Raw genomic sequence first — 20,802 nt, 5'->3', positions numbered from 1 at the left:
CATATTATAGTGTAAATCATAACTTGAATAGGAAGAATTAAAAGCCTCTTCTCCATGTTCCGCATAAAGGAATACCCCGCTCTTTATAAGTGTTAAACCGACACCAAATATTTTCGCGAAAGCTTTAAAATAATCATTATTTTCCAAAAAATCAATAACGTCTTCTAATTTAGGGGATACTGAACAACTCTCTTTACGCAACTTTATACGTAAGTCTGTATTGTAAACGAGATAATATACCTTGAAGCCAGTTTTGGAAAATAGGCAAAAAAGAATCCCGGAGGATCTTTTCTATGTTCATAATGAGAAATTGGAGGGAAATGACTGTCTCACTCGTCTCCATAAGGCCTAGCCCATACTTGCGCTTGCCTTCACCGAATTTCCCTTCGATTGCGTTACGATCTGAATTATCCTTCCGTTCTATCCGCTTCTGTTCTGCATTTATCTGTTGGTCTTTTGAAGGTCTGCCCAGTTTAGGGCCGCTCAGCCTAATGCCTAAATCCTTGCAGTGCTGGCGGTTTTCACGGGTCCGATAGATTGTATCGGCTAGGACCGCTTCAGGATAGTAACCGAATCGCTCTTTGTAACTTTCAATAGATTCCTTAAGAAAGATACCTTCGTGATAGGCATCCCAACTTAATGTATCTATGAAGGCATACCCATCTACTAGGCTGACGGATAGCTTTGCACCGAATTCTACAGGGGCATTTGCCTTCCCTCTCACAATCGGGCGAATATGCGGTTGACTGATGCTGACAATCCGATCTTCGATCGAATGGGATTGATTCTTATACATGATACTCTGCTGACGATAGATTTCCTGGATGACAAACAAGTCACGATATCGTTTGGAAGTCAACTGGTCGAGACCGACTTGGGTAACAAGCTTCTCGATATGAAGCAGATTCCGTTTGACATAGCCCAATTGACATTCAATACCTTCCTGGATTTTCTGATAACCTGGCTTTCGTTGTTTCGTCAAGGATAGGTACTCTTTACGGGCTTTGACTCGATAAGTACGCGGTTTTTTCTGCTTGCCGGCAAGTGGTCGATGAAGCGTGTCGATGAACTTCTCGAGTTTCTCGCGTGACTTGTTTAGTAAACCGATATCCGTAGGATACGTGATGTCGGAAGGTGCGCAAGTGGCGTCTAAAAGTAGTTTACCTTGATTCGGAGGCAACACGGATTCCATCGAACTCGAAGAGTTAGGCTCTTCAGAAGTGTGTCCACCCCCATTTGGCGGCTCGTCATCGGGAACTTTTTCATCTTTCTTCCGCTGCGTCAACACGAGGGACTCATTGAGTTCATTGATTAGCTCTCCATTGAAACGCTTGCGAAAATGTGTCATGGAAGAGGAATGAAAGGGAGCTGTTTGTTGAAAGGAATGCAGCCCGATGAAGTATTGCAGATAAGGATTTTCTGTGATGGCTTCTACGGTTTCTTCGTCACTTAGACCCAGTCTTTCCTTGATAATCAAAGAACCAAGTGCAAGTCGGACATTGTAGGCTTTGCTTCCCTGTTTGGTATCTCCAAGCGTCTCGATATATGCCTCTTCGACTTCGTTCCAAGGGATGAGGGAAGCCATGACAACCCAGCGGTTATCAGGGTTCAACTGACCTCCGAATGGTAAGAAGAATTCGTGTGGCATGATGATCTGATTTTCGTTGTGTTCGTACATGGTAAGCCCTCCAAGTCTACATTCCTGAGTTTTTTGTTGTTTTGTCTTTGCATCTTTATTCGACAAATAATGCAAAAACCCTTTTAGATAGAGGGATATTGGGTTGTTCAGTATCCCCTAATTTAGTTCCCATGAATATTTTGTCATACAATAACTGCACCCCAATTGTTAGATAGTGCCTAACAATTGGGGTGCAGTTCATTTACGGTCCTTTTTGCTGTATTCATATTAAGCTAACGCACAACAGTTGAAAATTTACACTGATTAGAACGAACTACTAATCGAAATCCAAAAGCGAATTGTTACTTGTCACTTTTTTGATGCTTCTTTAAATAATTCTAACCTTCTATCCTTTTCCTCTTTGTTTTGGAAGCTTGATATAGCTTTACTCTTTGATACAACGTGTCCATCTTTTGAACGTTTTATTAGTTGATTAAGCTTATCTTGGATAAATTTTTCTGCTTTTTTATCTTTTGTCACAGAGTGCAATAATGTCAATTTCATAAAAGCGAAATCGTTTACTGCAGATGAATTATACTTATGCATTATTCTATTTAATTTTGACTGGTAATCGTTTGCGTTCGAGTCAATATATAAGAAAATAGCAAGATATTTTTCTACATCTGAAACGCTATCATTTTCTATATTTTCATTTAAGTAGTCTCGAATGACTGGCAGTAATTTCGTTGTACCTATCACTGAAAATAAATGTACCTCATGTACGACTAAAGCGAAACGAGTGAAAAAAGAAAAGAATGAGTACATTTCCGGATTACTTTTCATCAATTCCGATTTTCTATTGCTATCACTTAGATATAGCTCCATTTTCCTTTTATGAACAGATACTGTGATTAAAGAACACAACATAATACTCCTAAATGCTCGGTCTTTTAAATCACCAATTTCAACTTCTTCAGTGTTTTTCAATACTTTTGCAGCTATAATCCATGTTTTTTGCAGCTTTTCATCATTCGACAATTCAGATTGTGGGACTTTATTCGGAATAACAGATGAGTGCTCATTATCATTTCCACGCTCTAATAAACTATCATTGGCAGTAATAGCATCTTCATCATTTTGTTTATTTCTTTTCAGTATTTCATCCAATTGATTTTCTCTCATTGATTCAATAAGCGGCTTTCTAGAATCTGGATCACGTAATGAAAATAAATGATCGAAAGAAATAGTTATTGTATTGTCCGTAAATATAGATTGATTGAATTCAAGATAAGACGCAAAACACTTTTCCTTCCTATTGACTACCGATTCTAAAATATCGCCTTGAGTTCTATCTAGGCCTGTGAAGTAATCTATTTCATCGATAAACGTTAAATAATTTTCTTCACTTAAGACTTCCTCTTTGAAGTCTTTGTTAAACTCCATGTTCTTGGCTAAACAATATTGAAAAAAGCAATCTAATTTGAATTTGTAATACTCTGCACCTTGATCCAATTCTCTTACCAAAACACCTTTGTCAACAAACTCTGTTAATATCCAGTCATGGAATGCGATTGGACCTGATAATTGAATCTCCATTTTCTTTTTTTTATACAACTCCCTGATGAATTCTTTCAATTCCAAAGATTCAATTCGGTAATTAGCATTATTTTTCCTATACATTTGTAATGCGATTTGCGCTAGTAAGTGGATTTTATTACTGTAATCGAAGTCCTCAGAGAAAATCTGCTCTTTTGTATGTTTTTCAAATAACTTTTCGATAAAGTTTTGAACCATTGCAGCGTTATTAACTGGCCTAAAGTCCTTTTGTTTTTCATAAATCCATAAAAACATCGATACAGCGAGCGGTGTACTTGGAATGTTAAGATAATGAAAATTCTTTATTAGATGGTTCAATTTTTCATTCTCTTCTTGACTCCCGCCTGTATTAAACCATCTCTTCATTAACGACTGAATTTCCGTCGTTTGGAAATATTGAATATTAGCCGATTCGAATTCTTTTGCAATTGGACTATTCACAAATTCGATTGGTTTTTCTTGATCATTTATCGTTTCGGCTGAAGCTATAATTGATAAATTTGGAAATGTTTTAGACAACTCACTAATTTCTTCGAAAATCACATTTTGATGAACATGATTAAATCGGAAGTTGTCAAGTAGTAAAACAATTTTTTGGTTTTCTAATATTTTATTAAACTTACTCGTGCTTTTCCCAATGAATCTACTCATCTTTTTCTTGATATCACCTTTATTTAAACCTTTCAAGTCAACATAAATGGGAATTTTTTGATATAAAGCATGTTTATCAATGAGTTCAGAAATTATCCGGAATAAGATAGTCGTTTTCCCTGTTTCCCTTTGTCCGAAGAGTACCAGGTTATTTTCAAGTAAACACAAATCTTCTAAATTTAATATTTCCTCTTTCTTGTTTACTTCCTTACCATCATTGTTAATTGACGTTTCATAGTTTGACTTCACAATTCGTGGCAATACAAATAGACTTTTTAAATCCTTTGGTGCAACAGTATCTGTGTTATAACTAATTAAGTTTTGGTTTATATCGTCAGTAAAGATATCCTTTATATAACCAATTATTTCTGTTTGCTCATTATATAGCTTTTTGTTTTCTGTAGAACTAGATTCAAATCTCTTAGTGCCTGAATCACCTTCTCCGGCATCTGTATTACTGATAAATTGATTTTTCTCGAAGTTGAATTTCCTGAAGTGAAATTCTATATATTTTGATTTCCCCGGATCCTCAATTATATCAATAATATTATATCCATTTTGATATTTGGATAATGTTTGGTGATTATTACTGACCCAGTTTGCAGGTGCAGTGGAAAGTATGCAGCCATTTCCTAAACTAAATGACAATGAAAACGTTGAGGATTTATGAGTGTGTCCGACTAACAGTAAATCATAGTCCCTTACAATCATATCCCTTACAAATTCCGTGTCTTCAGGATGTAATGATTCATAACTATGATGCATCAAAGCAATACGTAAATCTAAATCTTGTCCCTCGAACGAATCTTGAATGAAGTCCAATTGCTTTCGACCAACAAACAATTTTTTATCATCACCATCGTCTTTACACATCCAAGACGAATTTATACCGCCGATACCTATCTTCTTACCGTTCAGCATATGCAAAAATGAATATCCAAATTTATTTGGCTTATATGCATCTGAATCATCATAATATATGTTTTCGAAAAGTTTGTACGGCTCCATTCCGCTAAAATCCGACGGCTTAATATTGTGCATAATGCTATCGATGTCATTTCTTGTGTTCATTTTATTTAACAAACCATCATGACTGTACTCATTAATTTTCGTACGATCAACATCATGATTTCCTGGTATGAAGAGGAATTGGTGTTTCGACATATTTAGGTTCTCTAGCAACGGCTTAATAAAATCCTCTTCAAATTTCTCGAATGCAATCAAAGGATCAACAGAATTTTTACCTGCGAAACCGCCTTTATCTATTAAATCGCCTGTAAAGCATATTAAGTTAATCGGCTTGTTTTTAGTGAATGATTGAAGATCCTTAATTAATGGGTCTAAGCAATACCTCTTAAAAGATTTTTGGGAAGGGTGATAGTGAATATCTGATAAATGTATGATTCTCAATGCTTGTCCCCCTAAATTGAATAATACATTTAACATACCATTTCGACAACAAATTTCCAATTTTGCAAGTCATCACTACAATGTTAGTAGTTCGATCTTCCCCTATTGATAGGTTTGTTGTGTGAGTTGCAGCCTCGTACATATGAATTATTCCAACACAATATTCCTAAGTAAAAATTCACCAAGGACAGGAACTCTATTTTTATCTCTCAAAAATCGGCTTTTCGCAAGTATCTGATGTGGTTGGCCACATAGTCCGATGATCCGTCACCAGATACAATAGAACGGTTTTGTATTTGGATGTGGATTTCTTGAATGTCTTAAACTAATACCTCTTGGTCTTTTTATCTGATTACATCGCTTTGACTTCAACAAAGAAATTCTCATAAGAATATAATGTGATTAACTTCTTTTTCTCTCATCTATCCCCCTCTTTAATCATGGACCTTCGCATTTCTTGTGATGACTAAGTATTACATATGGATTGAACCACTTGTGAGTAGTTTAAATAAACGAAAAAACTAGCTATCTTATCAATTTGTGAGCCTAAAACTTAAACACCTTTGTTTGTCATCTATCCAACACAATTCATCAAATGATCGATCTAAATTTCGAGCGCAACTAATTCCTCAAAGTAGATGGTTTTTTGTCGTTAATTGTCGAATGATTTGTATTCCATTTAAGGACCACGCACTAAAAATGTATATCAAAGATGAAAGACAAGAAACTATTTATCAAGGCTGGATTAACGAAAACAACTCCATTAGATACAACAATGGTAGGGGGCAGTTCGTACCGTTCGGTATACGGCGGTTCAATTAAGATTGATGATGCAAATTTGCGTAACGTGATAGTAGACTTTTGAGCCCTGGGGAACTCCAGTAGGAGTTCCTCAGGGTTCAGGACTTTTAGAAATCTTTCAGTAACTTTTACGCGAGTTACCCCATTCGTATGCCTTATCTTTCGGCGCACCTAATCCAATGAGCTTCCTCACTTTCGTACTTGGTTTCTTCCAGTTTTTCCACATACACATTCGAAGTCTTCTTCTAATCCATGAATCGAAAGCTCTGAAAACGCTTGGCGTATCCGCCAATGACCGCACCAACCCATAAGGTATTCATTTAGTCTCTTGATTCGATAATCCATCGAATAAGGTTTCTTCCTAGAGGTAATCTCACGGATTTTATTCTTCATCCGTATCATACTTTCTTTGGCAATCGGGGTCTACCGCTGATTTATTCAGATTAACTTTCAACTTAAGCATTCCTTCAATGAATGAAGTGACAGAACCCATGACTCGATTTCCCGCTTTCTTTGTTTTCACATATGGAAAAACTAATCACAATACCGAATAAGTAACAAGTGTACAATGTTTTTTATCTCCGGCATGTAATGTACATGCTTTTCTGTCCTAATAGATAGACATGAAAGTATGTACACCGTCAATTAAACACTGTGTTTGTAACCACTATTTTGTACATACTCTTATGTCCTTGTACAGATGAATTGTACAAGGATAAGAAACTGTTAAGACAAGAAAGTCTAAACTAACTCTCTTATTTATTTCATGGCACGTAGATTAGCGATAAATATACCCCATGCAAGCGGACCAGTTGGCCAAGTTTAGATTTTCTTGTCCATGGTTTCAGCAGTATATACTTTCATGTCCTATTGTAGAGACAAGAAAGTATATACTTAAAAATCAATGCCTTTATTTTTGGGAATACCATAATAACAGTTTAGACTATCAAGTCATTGTACAAGAATGTGCATGGACAAAATACACTTTACTTCATTTCCTTAATTTGAGGAGAATATACTAAAAATTTATATGTTCAATAATAAATCCATTAAAATATATTTATTCATATGTCTCTTTTCAATTAAATAGATATGATCTTAGGCATAAAATGTTCGTATTGTATTAAATCTAACGTATCTAAATTTGAATTTTGAAAAAAGACTTCTAATGCTTTGAAAGCGAAAGACTTTACCTCGTCTTGTAATAAAGAACGTTCATAATAGATATTAAAAAGATGTAAATTACGAAGATCCTTTGCTTCCATTATTGTCTGAGCTTCCTCTAAAATTTGGTCTACGATTTTAGGATCCTTAGTAATGGCACTTTTTAAATACATTGCACGTAATAAAAGTGTGATATGTCTAAAATCGGTATAGTTGTGTCGTTCTTCGAAATTAATTAGTAAATCTAAATATGTAGCAACTTTTGTATAATTTTCTGCCTGTAAATTGGTTGAAATAATAGAGTGCATTGTGATAATTAATAATTCGATTTGTATTTTATCTTCATATCTTGTTCTAATTAAATCATTTTCAATAAAACGAACCGTGTTTTTCTCCATTCGAACCGTGTATTGCGTTGGTGAGAATGGTGCAAAATAAAGAGTCGCCATTATGGAACGTATTATCATCTCTGTGTCTTTTGATTCTACAAAAGCACCTTTTGAAAGTTTCAACAATTCAATCCCCTCTTTATAATTCTCTGAAAACAAGTGCAAAAGGGCTTCTAGGTATTGCAATCTAGGATTTTTTCGTTTAACAAACAATAAATAAACGGAAGCCTTATCGTATTGTCTTTGATACATACAAAGGATTGATAGGTTGTAATAGACTACCCATGAAACTTCTATTTTATTAGTATCTAGTTCGTCAATAGCTTTTTTGAAATGTTCGTTGGCCATTTGATATTGTTTGTTTTTTTCGTAGAGTTCCCCTAATTTATGTTGCGCTTTTGCTCGCAAAATAATATCACCATTAGAGGAAGGAGTATAGTTAAGCATTTGGTAAAAAATTGAACTGGCGTTAAAATCATTCCCTGTTATTAAGAAAGCCTGACCTTCAATATATTTCAAATTTAATTGTAAAGTTGGGTGCTCGTCGATTTCCTTTTGAAAGTCTTTCTTTATACCCTCTATTTGTGAAAGGGCGTCAAGTCCCATATTAAATGACAAGCAGACTTGAATTTCCTCCATTTGTTGTAAGATCTTATTGTGTTCTATCACATTGTTATTTATAAGTAGCGTATATGGCAACTCTAACTTCTTGGCAATTAGAATTAAATCTTTTTTTTGGATAGCTGTAATTCCATTCTCGATATTTGACATTTTACCTATTGAACAAATCCCTTTAGCCAATTCTCCTAATGTCATTTTTTTCTTTTTACGGAAATTTCGTATATTATTCCCGACCACAATGCGGTCGAAGGTGTTCGCCATATTAAGATATCCCCCATCCAAGCGTTAGTCATTCCATTGTATCAAGTTTTAGAAGAAATCTAAACGAAAAAAAACCTTCCTGTGTAGGAAGGCGTTGGTATTTCTATGTAAATCAAGTATTGAGAATTAAATAAATCAACTTTTTTATTTTAATTAATTGGTTTTTGTAGATAGCGGGAGCCGCCGACTTCGATATGAGAGAATAGTTTTGTAACATCATCATTAGATAATCCTACTTGTGACCTTCCTTCCTCTTTCGCAAATACTTGGATTCGATTTCCGATTTCATTGTAATCAGAATCAACTTGAATAGAGGCGATACGTTTAAGTGGAATGGAAGCAGAAGTAATTGCACTTTTTGTCAGTATAACGCGTGCTAAGTTAATTGCAGCCTCTTCCTTTGTCATTTGCAGCCACCTGGTATTTTGTACTTGTTCATGGAAATTAAGTTCGTCTATAATTTGCTTTGCGCGTGGGTAGTTTTCAAATATCATTTCGTTTCCTCCCTTACAAGGTTTCTTTCCTCTTATGGTACGTCAATGTTGCATTTGACGCAAAATAAGTCAAAGGGTGCGTGATATTCAATCCCTTCGTTAGGAGCTGTTTACTCGACCATTCTTCGCCACCGCTAATATATCCGGAATAGTATGGTTGAAATTAATTGTGTGTTATATGGGATGTCCCATTATTTCCGATTACAGGTTCGTTTAGCTTGATTAGAGAGTAGCTGTGTACTCGATACAGGTACGGCAAGTTGATTGAGTACAAATCCCCCTCCAGTTGTTATTCAACACCGTAAACGACATTTAGGGGCTCTTTTCGAATCAGGTGGACTATAAATTTATAAGTTTACAAGTTGAGCGTAAAGAACTTTCCCTTTAAGGAAGGAAAAAATGCCTTAAGACAGGTGTCTAAAGGCATTTTTAGGACTTTGATGAATTCTATGGCAGCCATTGTTAAATGATATGACTGAAATTTTGGTATTTCTTTTTACAGTAACATCTCAGCCTCGTCGATTATATGAGAAACGATAGAAGTGCAATGCTGAAAATGATGAATAAAAAGAAGGTTCCGGCCGCTAGAAAAAAGCCGATGTGCTTAATTATTTGCGCCCAGGTAACACTTGTTTCATCTTCATTTTTTGAGAACTCCACACTCTTTCTGTTTTGTCCATATCGAAAACGCTCGATTGATGTGGACCTCATTTTGTACTCCATAATTGAATTCTCCGTTAGCATACGCATAGGTATACCCTCCTAAAAAAAGTTTTGATAGGCACAAAAAAATACACTTATCTATAAATGATTGAAAATTACTCCACTTTTAAAAAAAGTGCATCAATCGCTTATAGTTAAGCGTATAACTGGCATGAAATAAAACGTCTCTCCCGCGTGGGTGAGATTATGATAGAAAGTAAATAGTATGCCATTATTATAGCATGATGGGACTCTAATGCAATTGGATATAGGTGAAAAGAAGAACTGACGATGCCAGCTCTTCACTTAATTTTTTATCAGATTTAAACATCCGGGTAATCACATGAACGTAGAAAAGCGATACAAATTGCCATTTCACGTGAAGCGGATGTTGCAGTAAACTTCTTCCCACGATAAATATACGTACATGTGTATGAACCTCTTGCCTTGTTTTTTTTACAAGAACCATCATGTTCAGGAAGCAAGCTTATTAGACGTTTTGCATCCTTTTCACTTTTTGTGTATTTCGCAGGTCTTTTCAAACCATGCGCTTTTTTAATTCCTGTTAGGCGGTAGCGATGTATATACCAATCATGAATTACGCCATCCAATTCTCTTGAAGGGAGATAACCTCCGATGGCCTGGTGACTACTGAAGTTGTCCTGCATCTTCAAAATTGCCAAAGTTAGAGCCATCGAAAGCGAGAAAATTGATACGGAAAACGCAAAAACACCTTCAGAGGAAATTTTTTCACTTCCTCCAAATAGCAATCTGGTCGCATCGATTAATAATAAAGCTCCAGCTATTTGAAAAAAAGTAATAGCTCTTGTTAAAAATTTTTGTTTCACAATAAATTCCTCCTTAAAAAGTTTGATTATATTGTAAATTCAAGGTACAAAAAAGCACTCTATCTATAATGTTAATTCGTCAGTAAAAAGACAAATGAACACTGAAAATAAAGTGCTTTCATAAATTCTTCTCTCCCGCGTGGGTGAAATTAAAAATAGTGTAAGTTAAATATGTAATTATCATATCACACTAGTAGAAATTTACGAAAAAAAGAAGCGGAATGTACCGCCCCTAATTCTATTTCTTATTTAAAACAATATCGGTTTTTAATTTTCTCCATATTATAGGTGGTGCTACGAACAAATATCTGCTGGCAGCAAATCTCCTTAAAAAAGTTTTATAGCCATTTAAGAATCATTGTATCTAAAGCTATGAATTTATCAACAGAACCACGCTTCATGGCAACGTCTAAGTCAGCAATCGTTTGTAATCGTTCCTGGATTTCAGTTAGTGAATAACTTTCAGCTTGTTCTTCAGCTATACGAAGTGCATATGGATGCATCTTAATAACACTTGAGGGATTCTGACCAATTTCTTGGACAGCCTTCACTTGATGAATAATCCGGAATTGACGCGCAATCAACAGGAGGATTTTGATAGGATCTTCTCCGAGTCGATACAAATCTTCTAAAATCTTTAGAGTGGAAGGTTCTTTTCTAACGATGCGAACAATTAGTTTAAATACATCGCTTTCTAAAGTTCGAGAGAGAATCCCTATTAACATGTCTTCCTCAATTTTTATATCATCTGTATAGCGCATCGACACCTTTTGAATTTCGCTATTTAGCAAAAAGAGGTCGGTTCCGAGCTGTTGGGTCATTAAGTCAGCTGCTTGATTTGAGACTGTCTTACCTTCTTCTTTGAAGCGTTCTTTAATCCAACCTTGCACGTAGTGCATTGGTTTAGCTTCAAAAACCTTGGCGACCTTCATTACCTCTTTGACGACTTTTTTCCGTTTGTCGAGTTTTTCGTTTTGAACCATCAATATTAATATAGTTTGTGGGTTAGGATTGCTTATATACTGAAGCAAACTATTCAAATCATGATCTATCTTTTTTCGAGGCACTTCGCCAGTAAGGAAATAGCAATCTTGTAGAATCAAAGTTTTAACATCTCCGAACAAATCAAGTGTCCGGGCATCTTCCATAGCTGTTTGAAGCGTCGTTTCACGCATATCAAGTTTGGATATGCTAAAAGGATCAACGTTTTTAATAAGTTCTTGTCTCTTCTCGTGGAGTAGAAAAGCTTCTGCTCCGTACAATAGATGTATCATTTATATTCCTCCAATTCTTCATAACATTTCACTGAAAATAGTACAGCTATTCGGTTATGTGTTTGAACGTTGAACAAGTCAGAGTATGACTTGAGTGTTTGCATAGCATATGAGAAATCCTTTTATCCTGAACTCAGAACTGGCGACCAGCCTTTAGGGTGAACTGCAACGACTCCTAATATGTGCTCACGTAGATTTAAAAGGACGTTCACTGCCTCTTAAGTGAAGAATGCCCATAATCGCAAAATACTCATGACTGCGAAAACGATTCCCAAAACCTTTAGGACAACGTTATGGACGAACTTGACTACTATCCAAAAGATGAACGCAACAATTACGAAAACGAACCAACCGTAGTTATTAATAAGGAATGAAAACATCGATATTACCTCCTTCCATTGATATCAGCGCAAAAAAAGCACTTTTTTCAATGAATGAACAGAAAAATCCTGTTACATTCACTCAAAAAAGTGCTTACACATAAACTGCATGTTAAATGAACTGTCTTCCTCCCGCGTGGGTGGAATTTAATAAAGAATAAGTTGAATTGGTTATATTGTACAGAAAATAATTGAATATCGCAAGAATTCATTTCAAATTCGGATTCCTTTATTACTGGAATCAACTCCTTCTTTATTAGGTGAGTTTAGATAAGCATTCGTGACAAAAGTAGATTTCTTCACAATTACTACACTCATTTAAGAGACAATAGCTTTACCTTCTTTAAATTATTAGTTTTGTGGGTACGCCTTAGGGTCGAAATGCGTATTAACCTACAACTTCCTTATTTGCTTTTGGTAGTAATACTGCACTTCTTTTTGATGCACCAATGGAAGTGTTCGATAATGGCTAATAATAAAGTCAATTCAGCCATCAACTGAATATCAGACGAACATTCATCTTGTCTATTCTCATGATGTTTATTTTTATATAAAATAGAATAGTATTGAGCCTTCCTGTAGCCGATATATTTATTAAAATTATCCAATATGTTCATCCTTTTCTGTGTCACTTTATGCGTAGACTTTGTATGGATAAAAATCTTTCAAACCCTCACGACTCCTCAAAATATATTTCTTTAAAGATGGCACGAACGACCTGACCAAGTATTTCATCATTATTAATTTCCTTTACCAATACACCTATGTGCTCCGTTATCATCGAATCAAGAGCATTTATTCTGTCCATACCCCTCGGTTTAGGATTCTCCCTATCCCAAACAGCTAAATCTCTTCTAACGCCTTTCAGAACAGTCTGGGTGTCTTTTTCAACCTCGGCTCTTTTCACCCCGTTAGGACTCACAAAAAACGTGCTGCCATTCCATACAATATCTAGAACTTTAACTTTCATGATTTCTCCATTTTCTTTCTCTAGAAAAGCAGAATAATTACCAGCTCCACTAACAAGCTCAACTACCTTAGTTTTTTCTCTTTTATATATTACAAAATCATTAATTCCAACGTATTTCATTTTAGAAACACTCTCCTAAAGATTTAATTATATCGCCATTTGTACCCTTAGCGTAGCCACTGAAACGCACCTTTTGTTAGAGTATAAAAAAATATAGCTATACCGATACCCCATAGTCATCCAAAAATAATTTGGCTTTCAAAAGTTCTTGTTCTAATACTTCGTACTAAGAATACCAAGTGTTAAGGAAATTACCAAACATCATTATTATGGAACTTATCATTCCGATAACAAAAATTATCGTAAATACAACAAAAAAATTCTATTATCGAATCTTCTTTTTCTTTAAGCCACTTAAAACATTTCTTCACGCACACTCTCCTTGCTGCACTTACACAGTATTTCATTTATATACCCCTTTCATTTTGCGACACATAATGATCGTACTGCGCGTTACCACATAGCTTGCTCCAAAATAAAATGGTATACTTCCTAATGGAATCAGAACCTTCAAAAAGGTCTTGAATATTCTCAATGAAAAGGACGTGATACAAATGTCTACGGAAGCAGAACGACTTTCAAAAGCATTAAAATCCATCGCACGAAACGAAGATATCAAGGCATACATAAAAAACTCCAAGGAACTGTATCCTCTCTTTATGAAAGCCGCAACACGATTTGTCTCAGGCCAAACACGAACGGATGGACTGGCACGTATTTCCACGCTTGCCAAAATGGGTTATCAAGTATCCATCGAGTACATCGGTGAAAACACACGCTCGGAAAATGAATGTATCTTGGCAAAAAATGAATTTCTCGAACTGATTAACGAAATTGGCGCTAAAGAAATGAAATCAACCGTTTCTTTCGATCTATCACATTTAGGTATGTCAATCTCAGATGAACTTGCAACTAAACACTTAGAAGAAATCGCACAACAAGCACAACAATACGATATCCAGCTCATGATTAGCATGGAGGAATCAGAAAAGACCGATCAGATTCTTAACATATATAAAACATTGTCGCCGATGTATGCTAATCTCGGCATAACATTACAAGTACACTTACTACGTTCTCAATCTGACCTACATGAATTACTTAAATTCCAAGGTAAAATCCGCTTAGTAAAAGGGGCTTATCAAGAAAAGGAAGGTACATATATACCACGATCTGTAGAACTAGATAAGCGTTACGTTGATTTTGTTATGGCTTGTGTAGTGAGCAGTCATCCTCTGTCGATAGCTACACATGATGAAAAATTAGTAACAGTACTCAAAGAAAAAGGGCTGCTTGCTAATCCGAATACTGAAATAGAAATGCTAGATGGCGTTCGTCCAGATTTACTTAAATCATTGAGAGATGAGAATCTACAGACAAAGGTGTACGTCACATATGGAACGGAATGGTACTTGTATCTTGCACATCGCATTGCAGAGCATCCACCAAATCTGTATACGTTTGTGTCTGATATGATTGAGTCAAAAAGCTTACAGACCTCCCTTTATGAATAAAAAGGAGTATGGATATTTTAAAGGCAGAATGTTTTTCTCTGCCTTTTTTGTTTCGCAGTTTGTGTCAAATACGTATTAACGTTATCTAAAATCATTAATGCTTTGGGTAGCGACGGTAACAGTATTCGATTTTCTAACTCTGCGAGATACACAAGATAATTCCTTCACATAATCATTTAATTTTTGACCAGGTGAAAAGTAATAACGCAATGGTTTACCCTCTTTTAGATCCTTATATTTTTTTCGAAAGGCAAAACGTTCTCGGAAATCCTTATATCCCTTGAATGCTGCTTCACTTTCTTCATTCGTCATCGTCAACAAATTGGCTTCATCTGCAATAATAGGTAAATACTTATTTTGTTTCTTTTTTTTGTCGTTTATTCATTTACTATACATCCTTTCTTATGGAATATAATGGTCGTACTTTGTATTAAGCTAACCGCTTAGCAATCTCGTAAATCACAATTATATGAATGTTTTTGTGTTTTTAATAAAAGAAAACGAAATATTTGTCACCCCACTAAATCGTTCACTAACCATTGTATTAGTGGAGTAAGTACGTTGAAATTTAAAATAAAAATAGGTATGAGCATTATGAATGAGGCATTCATAATTTTGATGGCTGCATTTCTATTCATTTTTTTAGAAGATATATCAAGATATTCTGCTACAAACAGACCAAAAAAAGAAAAAAGTAAACCACAACCAAATATCAAATCTGTAATTAAGGGTATTCTTCCTCCTGGAATTAGAGTATTCACCCAAATAAACAGTGAAATAGAGACGAATACAAATCCTATTCTTCTTATTACCTTAGTGGTATCATACTTCACTTTCATTATGTTCTTCCTTTCTTATTACGCGAGATGTTTGTAATGTACTTTAACTTTTACAGTAATCATGCAACCTCTTTCGTGTGTTACATCTGCTTTTCGAGCGTATTTTCCATCATTCAATTGTAATTAAATTGCCGTTAAAACTAAATTTGCTATCCTCTTTAATTAGGCTGAATAAATGACCATCAATTCCATTTAACTCCTGTAGAACACCGATAATACTACCATGAGAAGTAAGGAGGTTGTTATAGTGTTTTCCATCTACAAATACGAAAAATTTACCAGTAGGTAGGACATACTCAACTAAGATCGCTCTACCCTCCTTAAATTTCACTACACTTTTTTTTGTGTAAATAAAGACACGAATATTCTCTTCATTCTTTAACTTGTATGATTTGTAGGTTTGAAACCATCTACTATTACTAATAAATCTCAACATTTCCAACCCCGTCCTTATATAGTCTTGGTCCTATAGCAGTTTCTGTAGTGTATTAGCATTTACAGGTATCAATTAACTCTTTACTACGCTCTGTACAACAGCAGCTTATGAACGTACAGTGAACTAGTTCTGTTTCTTATTGCATCTTGTCTATATCTTGATTGAGTCTAATCTTTTTACTCAATTTGACTTTTCCTTAATGAAGAGTTTGCAGCTACTACTTTTTTTCTTTTACCTTTCTTCTCAGCCGCTCTTTTTGAACTGCTTCTTCGAATGAAAACCCTTTTTTTTCAAGACGACTTACTGTTGAAAGGATGACATCATTTGCACGACAGGCAGAAGACCTACTAGGAAATGTACTTCCATTCACCACGACTTCTTCACCCATTCTATTTCTTGGCACATTTCCATTGTGTTTAACTGAAATACTAATTGCTACTTTCCTTGATATTCCGCGATTATCAATTAAGGATTGGACCTTTTGAGGATCTAATTCAAATTTAACGCAAAGTTCCGAAAGGTTTAGATACTCAATCCCCTCATTAATAACGGCATGTTTCTTGATTCCTTGTTCCACTTTTTCTTCAAGTAATCTTTCTTTCGAAATACCAGTTTTTTTGATTTTTCATATAAATAACTAGCATCTACCTTGAAATGATCGCATGCAACCTTAAAGCTTTTAAATTGTATATCTTTAATTATAAGCAAAACTACACCTTCTTTATGGTTGTTTTCTCTTCAATTTTGACTTCTTCCAGCCTATACATAATGCTGATATGAAGTAGGCAATGAATCCAACTCCTTATATATTCTTGTTCTTCGTCAATAAAACAACGAATTATATACCCCTGAATAATTGTGAGACCCATTCAATTATAATTTTGGCATTAAATAATAGAAATGCCGAAATTATTAATAAGGACCCAAAATAGACATTCGTATCGTCTTGTTCATTCCTTTCACGTTTAAAATAGACACTTTTCAAAGTTTTATAAATAGCTATTAATCCCCCTATAGATAAAACAGAAACTATTATTATTCGAATCATAAATACTCCACCATCCATTGTTACCTATAACCTGTTTACTATTGAATAATTCGTACTGTGAATTATTCGAGAATATCTTTCCGAAAGGTGTCTATAGCGACTTAAATACAAAAGTATTCTATCGTTTGCAAATCGAGCGACTCGTGTTCCAGTGCTAACTCTCTTTTGGCCATTTCAGTAGCATCGACATTAATGTGCAATCGAATTCGTGGTTCAAGTGTTGCCCATTCTTTTTTCGCAAACGATTTCTGTTCATGGGTTCCGTGAACAAGCATGCCGTTTAATAGGATCGCCTTTTCTAACATAACAGCAGCGTCAAATGAGTTAATTCCGGTGATAGTTGGTTCCATAAGACTCCAACTCCTTTCGTTATCTTTACCATAAAACAGAACCAGATATGGTGCAAATTATCTCAGGTCTGGGACCCGCCGGGTTTATTTAGAAATGCCAGGATGTAATGCAAATAGCTTCGAATATGCGTGATACGTTCGGTTAGTGATTGACTAACGACACGATAGAACGCCGCCCCCTCTTCGGTACTGTGTAAGTATCGAACGGTACGGCGCTCATCTGGCCAGTATCCAACTAATAAATTCTGTTCTTCCATATCACGTGCAACTTGATATAAGTACCCATTTGAAGGAGCCCATCCAAATAATGCATTAAGTTGATCCTCAACTTGCGCCATGTAAAAAGAGGACCGTGTCAGACTGATATGAAGGGCCATGTATCTGACCACATCCTTAACGGATAATAGTTTGGCAAGATAGGACCGGAAATCATCATGAAGCAAGGCAACCTCGCCTGAAGGTTGTACCCCATTTTTAGTGAGGTGGTAATAGAAACGATCAATGACTGCAGTAATTTCCGAAAATCGCTGAAAATATGTCTTTTGATATTCTTGCAGCCGCTTTTTGCCAAGCTCAGTGATGTGATAATATTTTTTGCGTGACTTAGTAAAGGAAGTGAGGGAACCCTCTTTTTCGAGTCGGGCACCAATACGGGCTACATATTCGTAGCCAACACGTCGCCCAGGGAATTGAACAAGAAAGTTGTCATAGAGTTCTCGTGGGTAAGTTTCCTGTTCTGAAGTTGAATGAAGCCAAAAGAGGGCCAGCGTATCCTGAACACTAAAACCAACGGTTTGTTGAAACGACGGTACCATCATAAAAAAACACACCCTTTTTCCAATTACTATACACCTCGTTAGTCTATACTTGCAATGCATTTGTCCGTTGCCGAATCTCCTTTTCGCCCTTCTTTCTTGTCCATTCTTAAAGACTGTTTTTTTATTCGAAATTACTTAATCCCCTCGAAGTGATCTTATAGATTCGAATTTATTTATTCGTTCGGGTGGGGGTGGGGCGTCGAAGCAGATAGGCGGTATGCGTTGGAGAACCTTTCGGTTCAGAATTGACATGGAGCGACCAGGGGGAAGTACAGTGGTTTAAGGATAGTCAAGATCAAGACGAGGATGCGTGAATCCATCTCTTCAGTGGAATATCATTGAACGGTACGGAATATCAAGGTAGTGGCATATGACTCTTTACAATATAGTCTAACGAGGTCTGCTATATTTACCATTTGAGCTTGATTAGTTTCCTACATCTCGGCTATTAAAAAAAATTTAAAATTTTTTTATTTAGTATTTCAATACTTGATTTTTGAGAAACATTTAACATATTAGACACTCCTCTTTAATTTGTGGTACGTGTAACCCAAGGCTATTTAGTGCATAATTATTCATTAACCAACTCCAGATACCGGTTTCATCATTTATCACAATAGATAGATCCTTCCCCGGTATATTGGTATCATTTTTTCTAATGTATTCGCTCATAGACATATATTTTTGTTTGGATATGTGCTGTATTGACTCCACAAGTTACTTGGCAAGTCAGCTGAAGTGCGTCTGTATCCACTGATCAGGTTCCATACGCCGTCCCCTGGTTACGAGACTCACCTAATACAAGGAATGACGTTATAAGGCGCTCTGTAATCGTTTCGGGAACAGAGACAGGTAATTTGATTAATCCACTTTTAATTGACAACTTTGCTCGTTTACTTCAATGATTATTAATTCCTTAGGTTGAGCATCCATAAAGCTTACCTCCTAATTAGCCATGCACAGCAGGTTTTTATAACGCTAGCAATATCCATTGATGTGAAGCACTGATTGTTAAGCATAAAAAAGCTCGAACTACATTTCTGCAGTTCAAGCTAAAAAACTTCATTTACTTATGATACGGTTCTTCTTGATATCTTAAGAGAGGATTAAGAAGGTAATATACTTTCTAAACAATCATCGCAAATTTTATATGCTTTTGGTTTTTTACTTACCATCTCAACATAGCCCTCTTGCTCTAAATAAGCCATCACTCTATTAACAATATGTCTAGTTCTATTTGACAATTCCATCAATTTTTGCACAGAAAAAATTTCTTGTTCATGTACAAATACATTAATACTAATCATAAAATATAATAATTCACTTTCTTCTTTAAGGTTTTCCCATATATCTTTATTAATATACTCATTAATACGCTCATGCTTCATTAAATTTAGCTCAAGATCTTCAATAATTCCTTTTTGTCCAGTCGAAAGCAATTCTAGCATATTAATTAAATAGAAAGTCATCTCTCCTTGATTCAAAGGTGATGGTATTTCCTCTAATGCCTTGTAATATTTCGATTTATCTTTATTCACTGCATAAGAAAAAGTTATAGCTGAATATTTTTCTAAGTACCTTGATAAATAACTCCCGACAATTAAACGACCTGTTCGACCATTACCATCATAGAAAGGATGAATATATTCATAATAATAATGACCTACCATATAACGATACAATGCAGGATGAGACTCATTTTGTAAGTAATTTAATAATGCTCCCAACGCTTCAATAATTCTTTCTTCAGTACTTACACCAATATGAGTGGTAACATTACCATCATTTACTTCAACATATCCTTTTCTAAACAGTTCTCCATCTGGAATATCTTCTGTTTTAATTTCATCTGCTACTAAGCTGTCGTATAAAGTTCTAAAACCTTGAACATTTTCAAATGATTTGATTTGTTCTATATAACGATACATTTTCATCAGACCTACAAAGCGCTTATTTTTAGGTTCCGACTGTCCTAATTCACTAAGTGCTTCTTTTAGTTCTTTTTTTGTACTACGAATTCCCTCAATTTCATTATTACTTTGTGCCTCATTAATAATTAACTTATTGAAATAAGGTTCTACTACAAAAACAGGAAGTTTACTAATGAGTGTGGATATTTTAGAACTGTTTAATAAAACTTCGCTATTTAAGTCCATTAAATCATGGGTATTTACATAGAATAATTCAAATGAATCGTTTGTAAGATGCCCTTTTCGGAAACCACGAATCATTAATGATGTTGAATAGCTACCGTAACTATTTTTCCTTTTAGTCACCTCATTATTATAAGAAACAGCACCCAATTTGTAATAAAGTTTAGTTAACTTCTCATAACTCATAAAATCACCTCTCTATTTTTAAAAATTAGATGTTTTTTAAATTATAGAGTCATTGTAACCTTTTTTCAATTAAAATATTCTAAATTTCTATAAAAATTTCCTCCAAAGTAAATTAATAATTTAGAACGACTTAGCACCTCATTTACTTATGGAAGGGTTCATCGAAACTAATACTAAAGTGTATTACTTCTTTTACATCGAAAGAAAACCTGCAATTGA

At 35.1% G+C, this 20,802-nt stretch carries 18 protein-coding genes and 1 pseudogene; 2 read left to right on the top strand and 17 right to left on the bottom strand.

Features of this window, described 5'->3' with window-relative positions:
- Positions 1–193 precede the first annotated feature (193 nt).
- Positions 194–1,678, bottom strand: a complete 1,485-nt coding sequence (locus I2483_RS12280) for an IS5 family transposase (RefSeq protein WP_207150846.1) — start codon at positions 1,676–1,678, stop codon at positions 194–196.
- A gap of 309 nt (positions 1,679–1,987) precedes the next feature.
- A complete protein-coding gene (locus tag I2483_RS12275; RefSeq protein ID WP_207150847.1) occupies positions 1,988–5,275 on the bottom strand; it encodes a metallophosphoesterase in 3,288 nt (1,095 codons plus the stop codon).
- Between the two features lie 712 nt (positions 5,276–5,987).
- Here I2483_RS12275 and I2483_RS12270 point away from each other — a divergent pair.
- Positions 5,988–6,140 carry a hypothetical protein gene (locus I2483_RS12270; RefSeq protein ID WP_207277451.1) on the top strand — a complete coding sequence of 51 codons (153 nt, stop codon included), beginning with the start codon at positions 5,988–5,990 and terminating at the stop codon, positions 6,138–6,140.
- Here I2483_RS12270 and I2483_RS12265 read toward each other — a convergent pair.
- From I2483_RS12265 to I2483_RS12230, 8 genes and pseudogenes are all read right to left on the bottom strand, one after another.
- Positions 6,094–6,602 (bottom strand): annotated as a pseudogene (locus I2483_RS12265) (group II intron maturase-specific domain-containing protein); the annotation flags it as partial. The gene I2483_RS12270 and the pseudogene I2483_RS12265 overlap by 47 nt on opposite strands.
- Positions 6,603–7,158: 556 nt before the next feature.
- Positions 7,159–8,511 carry a helix-turn-helix transcriptional regulator gene (locus I2483_RS12260; protein ID WP_207150848.1) on the bottom strand — a complete coding sequence of 451 codons (1,353 nt, stop codon included), beginning with the start codon at positions 8,509–8,511 and terminating at the stop codon, positions 7,159–7,161.
- A gap of 149 nt (positions 8,512–8,660) precedes the next feature.
- Positions 8,661–9,005 (bottom strand): hypothetical protein, encoded by a 345-nt coding sequence (locus tag I2483_RS12255; RefSeq protein WP_207150849.1) that lies wholly within the window; start codon positions 9,003–9,005, stop codon positions 8,661–8,663.
- Between the two features lie 522 nt (positions 9,006–9,527).
- On the bottom strand, positions 9,528–9,755 hold the full coding sequence (locus I2483_RS12250; RefSeq protein WP_207150850.1) for a hypothetical protein: 228 nt from the start codon (positions 9,753–9,755) through the stop codon (positions 9,528–9,530).
- Positions 9,756–10,030: 275 nt separating this feature from the next.
- On the bottom strand, positions 10,031–10,555 hold the full coding sequence (locus tag I2483_RS12245; protein WP_207150851.1) for a hypothetical protein: 525 nt from the start codon (positions 10,553–10,555) through the stop codon (positions 10,031–10,033).
- Positions 10,556–10,893: 338 nt separating this feature from the next.
- Entirely contained in the window at positions 10,894–11,829 is a 936-nt protein-coding gene (holA, locus tag I2483_RS12240) for a DNA polymerase III subunit delta (RefSeq protein ID WP_207150852.1), read from the bottom strand.
- 218 nt (positions 11,830–12,047) lie between these two features.
- Positions 12,048–12,209, bottom strand: coding sequence for a hypothetical protein (locus tag I2483_RS12235; RefSeq protein WP_207150853.1), 162 nt, complete (start codon positions 12,207–12,209; stop codon positions 12,048–12,050).
- A 673-nt stretch (positions 12,210–12,882) separates the two neighbouring features.
- On the bottom strand, positions 12,883–13,299 hold the full coding sequence (locus tag I2483_RS12230; protein ID WP_207150854.1) for a hypothetical protein: 417 nt from the start codon (positions 13,297–13,299) through the stop codon (positions 12,883–12,885).
- Between the two features lie 494 nt (positions 13,300–13,793).
- Here I2483_RS12230 and I2483_RS12225 point away from each other — a divergent pair, with 494 nt between their 5' ends.
- On the top strand, positions 13,794–14,753 hold the full coding sequence (locus I2483_RS12225; protein ID WP_207150855.1) for a proline dehydrogenase family protein: 960 nt from the start codon (positions 13,794–13,796) through the stop codon (positions 14,751–14,753).
- A gap of 81 nt (positions 14,754–14,834) precedes the next feature.
- On the opposite strand, the gene I2483_RS12220 is transcribed toward I2483_RS12225, so the two are convergent.
- The 7 genes from I2483_RS12220 to I2483_RS12190 all read right to left on the bottom strand — a co-directional run bounded on the left by I2483_RS12220 (position 14,835) and on the right by I2483_RS12190 (position 20,583).
- Positions 14,835–15,071: a hypothetical protein gene (locus tag I2483_RS12220; protein ID WP_207150856.1), complete on the bottom strand. Its 237-nt coding sequence runs from the start codon at positions 15,069–15,071 to the stop codon at positions 14,835–14,837.
- Positions 15,072–15,265: 194 nt separating this feature from the next.
- Positions 15,266–15,592 carry a hypothetical protein gene (locus tag I2483_RS12215; RefSeq protein ID WP_207150857.1) on the bottom strand — a complete coding sequence of 109 codons (327 nt, stop codon included), beginning with the start codon at positions 15,590–15,592 and terminating at the stop codon, positions 15,266–15,268.
- 109 nt (positions 15,593–15,701) lie between these two features.
- Positions 15,702–16,028 carry a hypothetical protein gene (locus tag I2483_RS12210; RefSeq protein WP_207150858.1) on the bottom strand — a complete coding sequence of 109 codons (327 nt, stop codon included), beginning with the start codon at positions 16,026–16,028 and terminating at the stop codon, positions 15,702–15,704.
- 217 nt (positions 16,029–16,245) lie between these two features.
- Positions 16,246–16,605, bottom strand: coding sequence for a UBA domain-containing protein (locus tag I2483_RS12205; protein ID WP_207150859.1), 360 nt, complete (start codon positions 16,603–16,605; stop codon positions 16,246–16,248).
- Between the two features lie 572 nt (positions 16,606–17,177).
- Positions 17,178–17,426 (bottom strand): hypothetical protein, encoded by a 249-nt coding sequence (locus tag I2483_RS12200; protein WP_207150860.1) that lies wholly within the window; start codon positions 17,424–17,426, stop codon positions 17,178–17,180.
- A 62-nt stretch (positions 17,427–17,488) separates the two neighbouring features.
- The gene (locus I2483_RS12195) at positions 17,489–18,244 is read right to left on the bottom strand and encodes a helix-turn-helix transcriptional regulator (protein WP_207150861.1); all 756 of its coding nucleotides are present in this window, start codon (positions 18,242–18,244) and stop codon (positions 17,489–17,491) included.
- Positions 18,245–19,350: 1,106 nt separating this feature from the next.
- On the bottom strand, positions 19,351–20,583 hold the full coding sequence (locus I2483_RS12190) for a Fic family protein (protein WP_207277450.1): 1,233 nt from the start codon (positions 20,581–20,583) through the stop codon (positions 19,351–19,353).
- Positions 20,584–20,802: the final 219 nt, after the last annotated feature.

The sequence above is a fragment of the Sporosarcina sp. E16_3 genome, assembly GCF_017347125.1.
In the GTDB taxonomy this organism is placed as follows: domain Bacteria; phylum Bacillota; class Bacilli; order Bacillales_A; family Planococcaceae; genus Sporosarcina.
The sequence above is the reverse complement of the archived record's forward strand: the minus strand, read 5'-3'. Positions and strand labels throughout refer to the sequence as shown.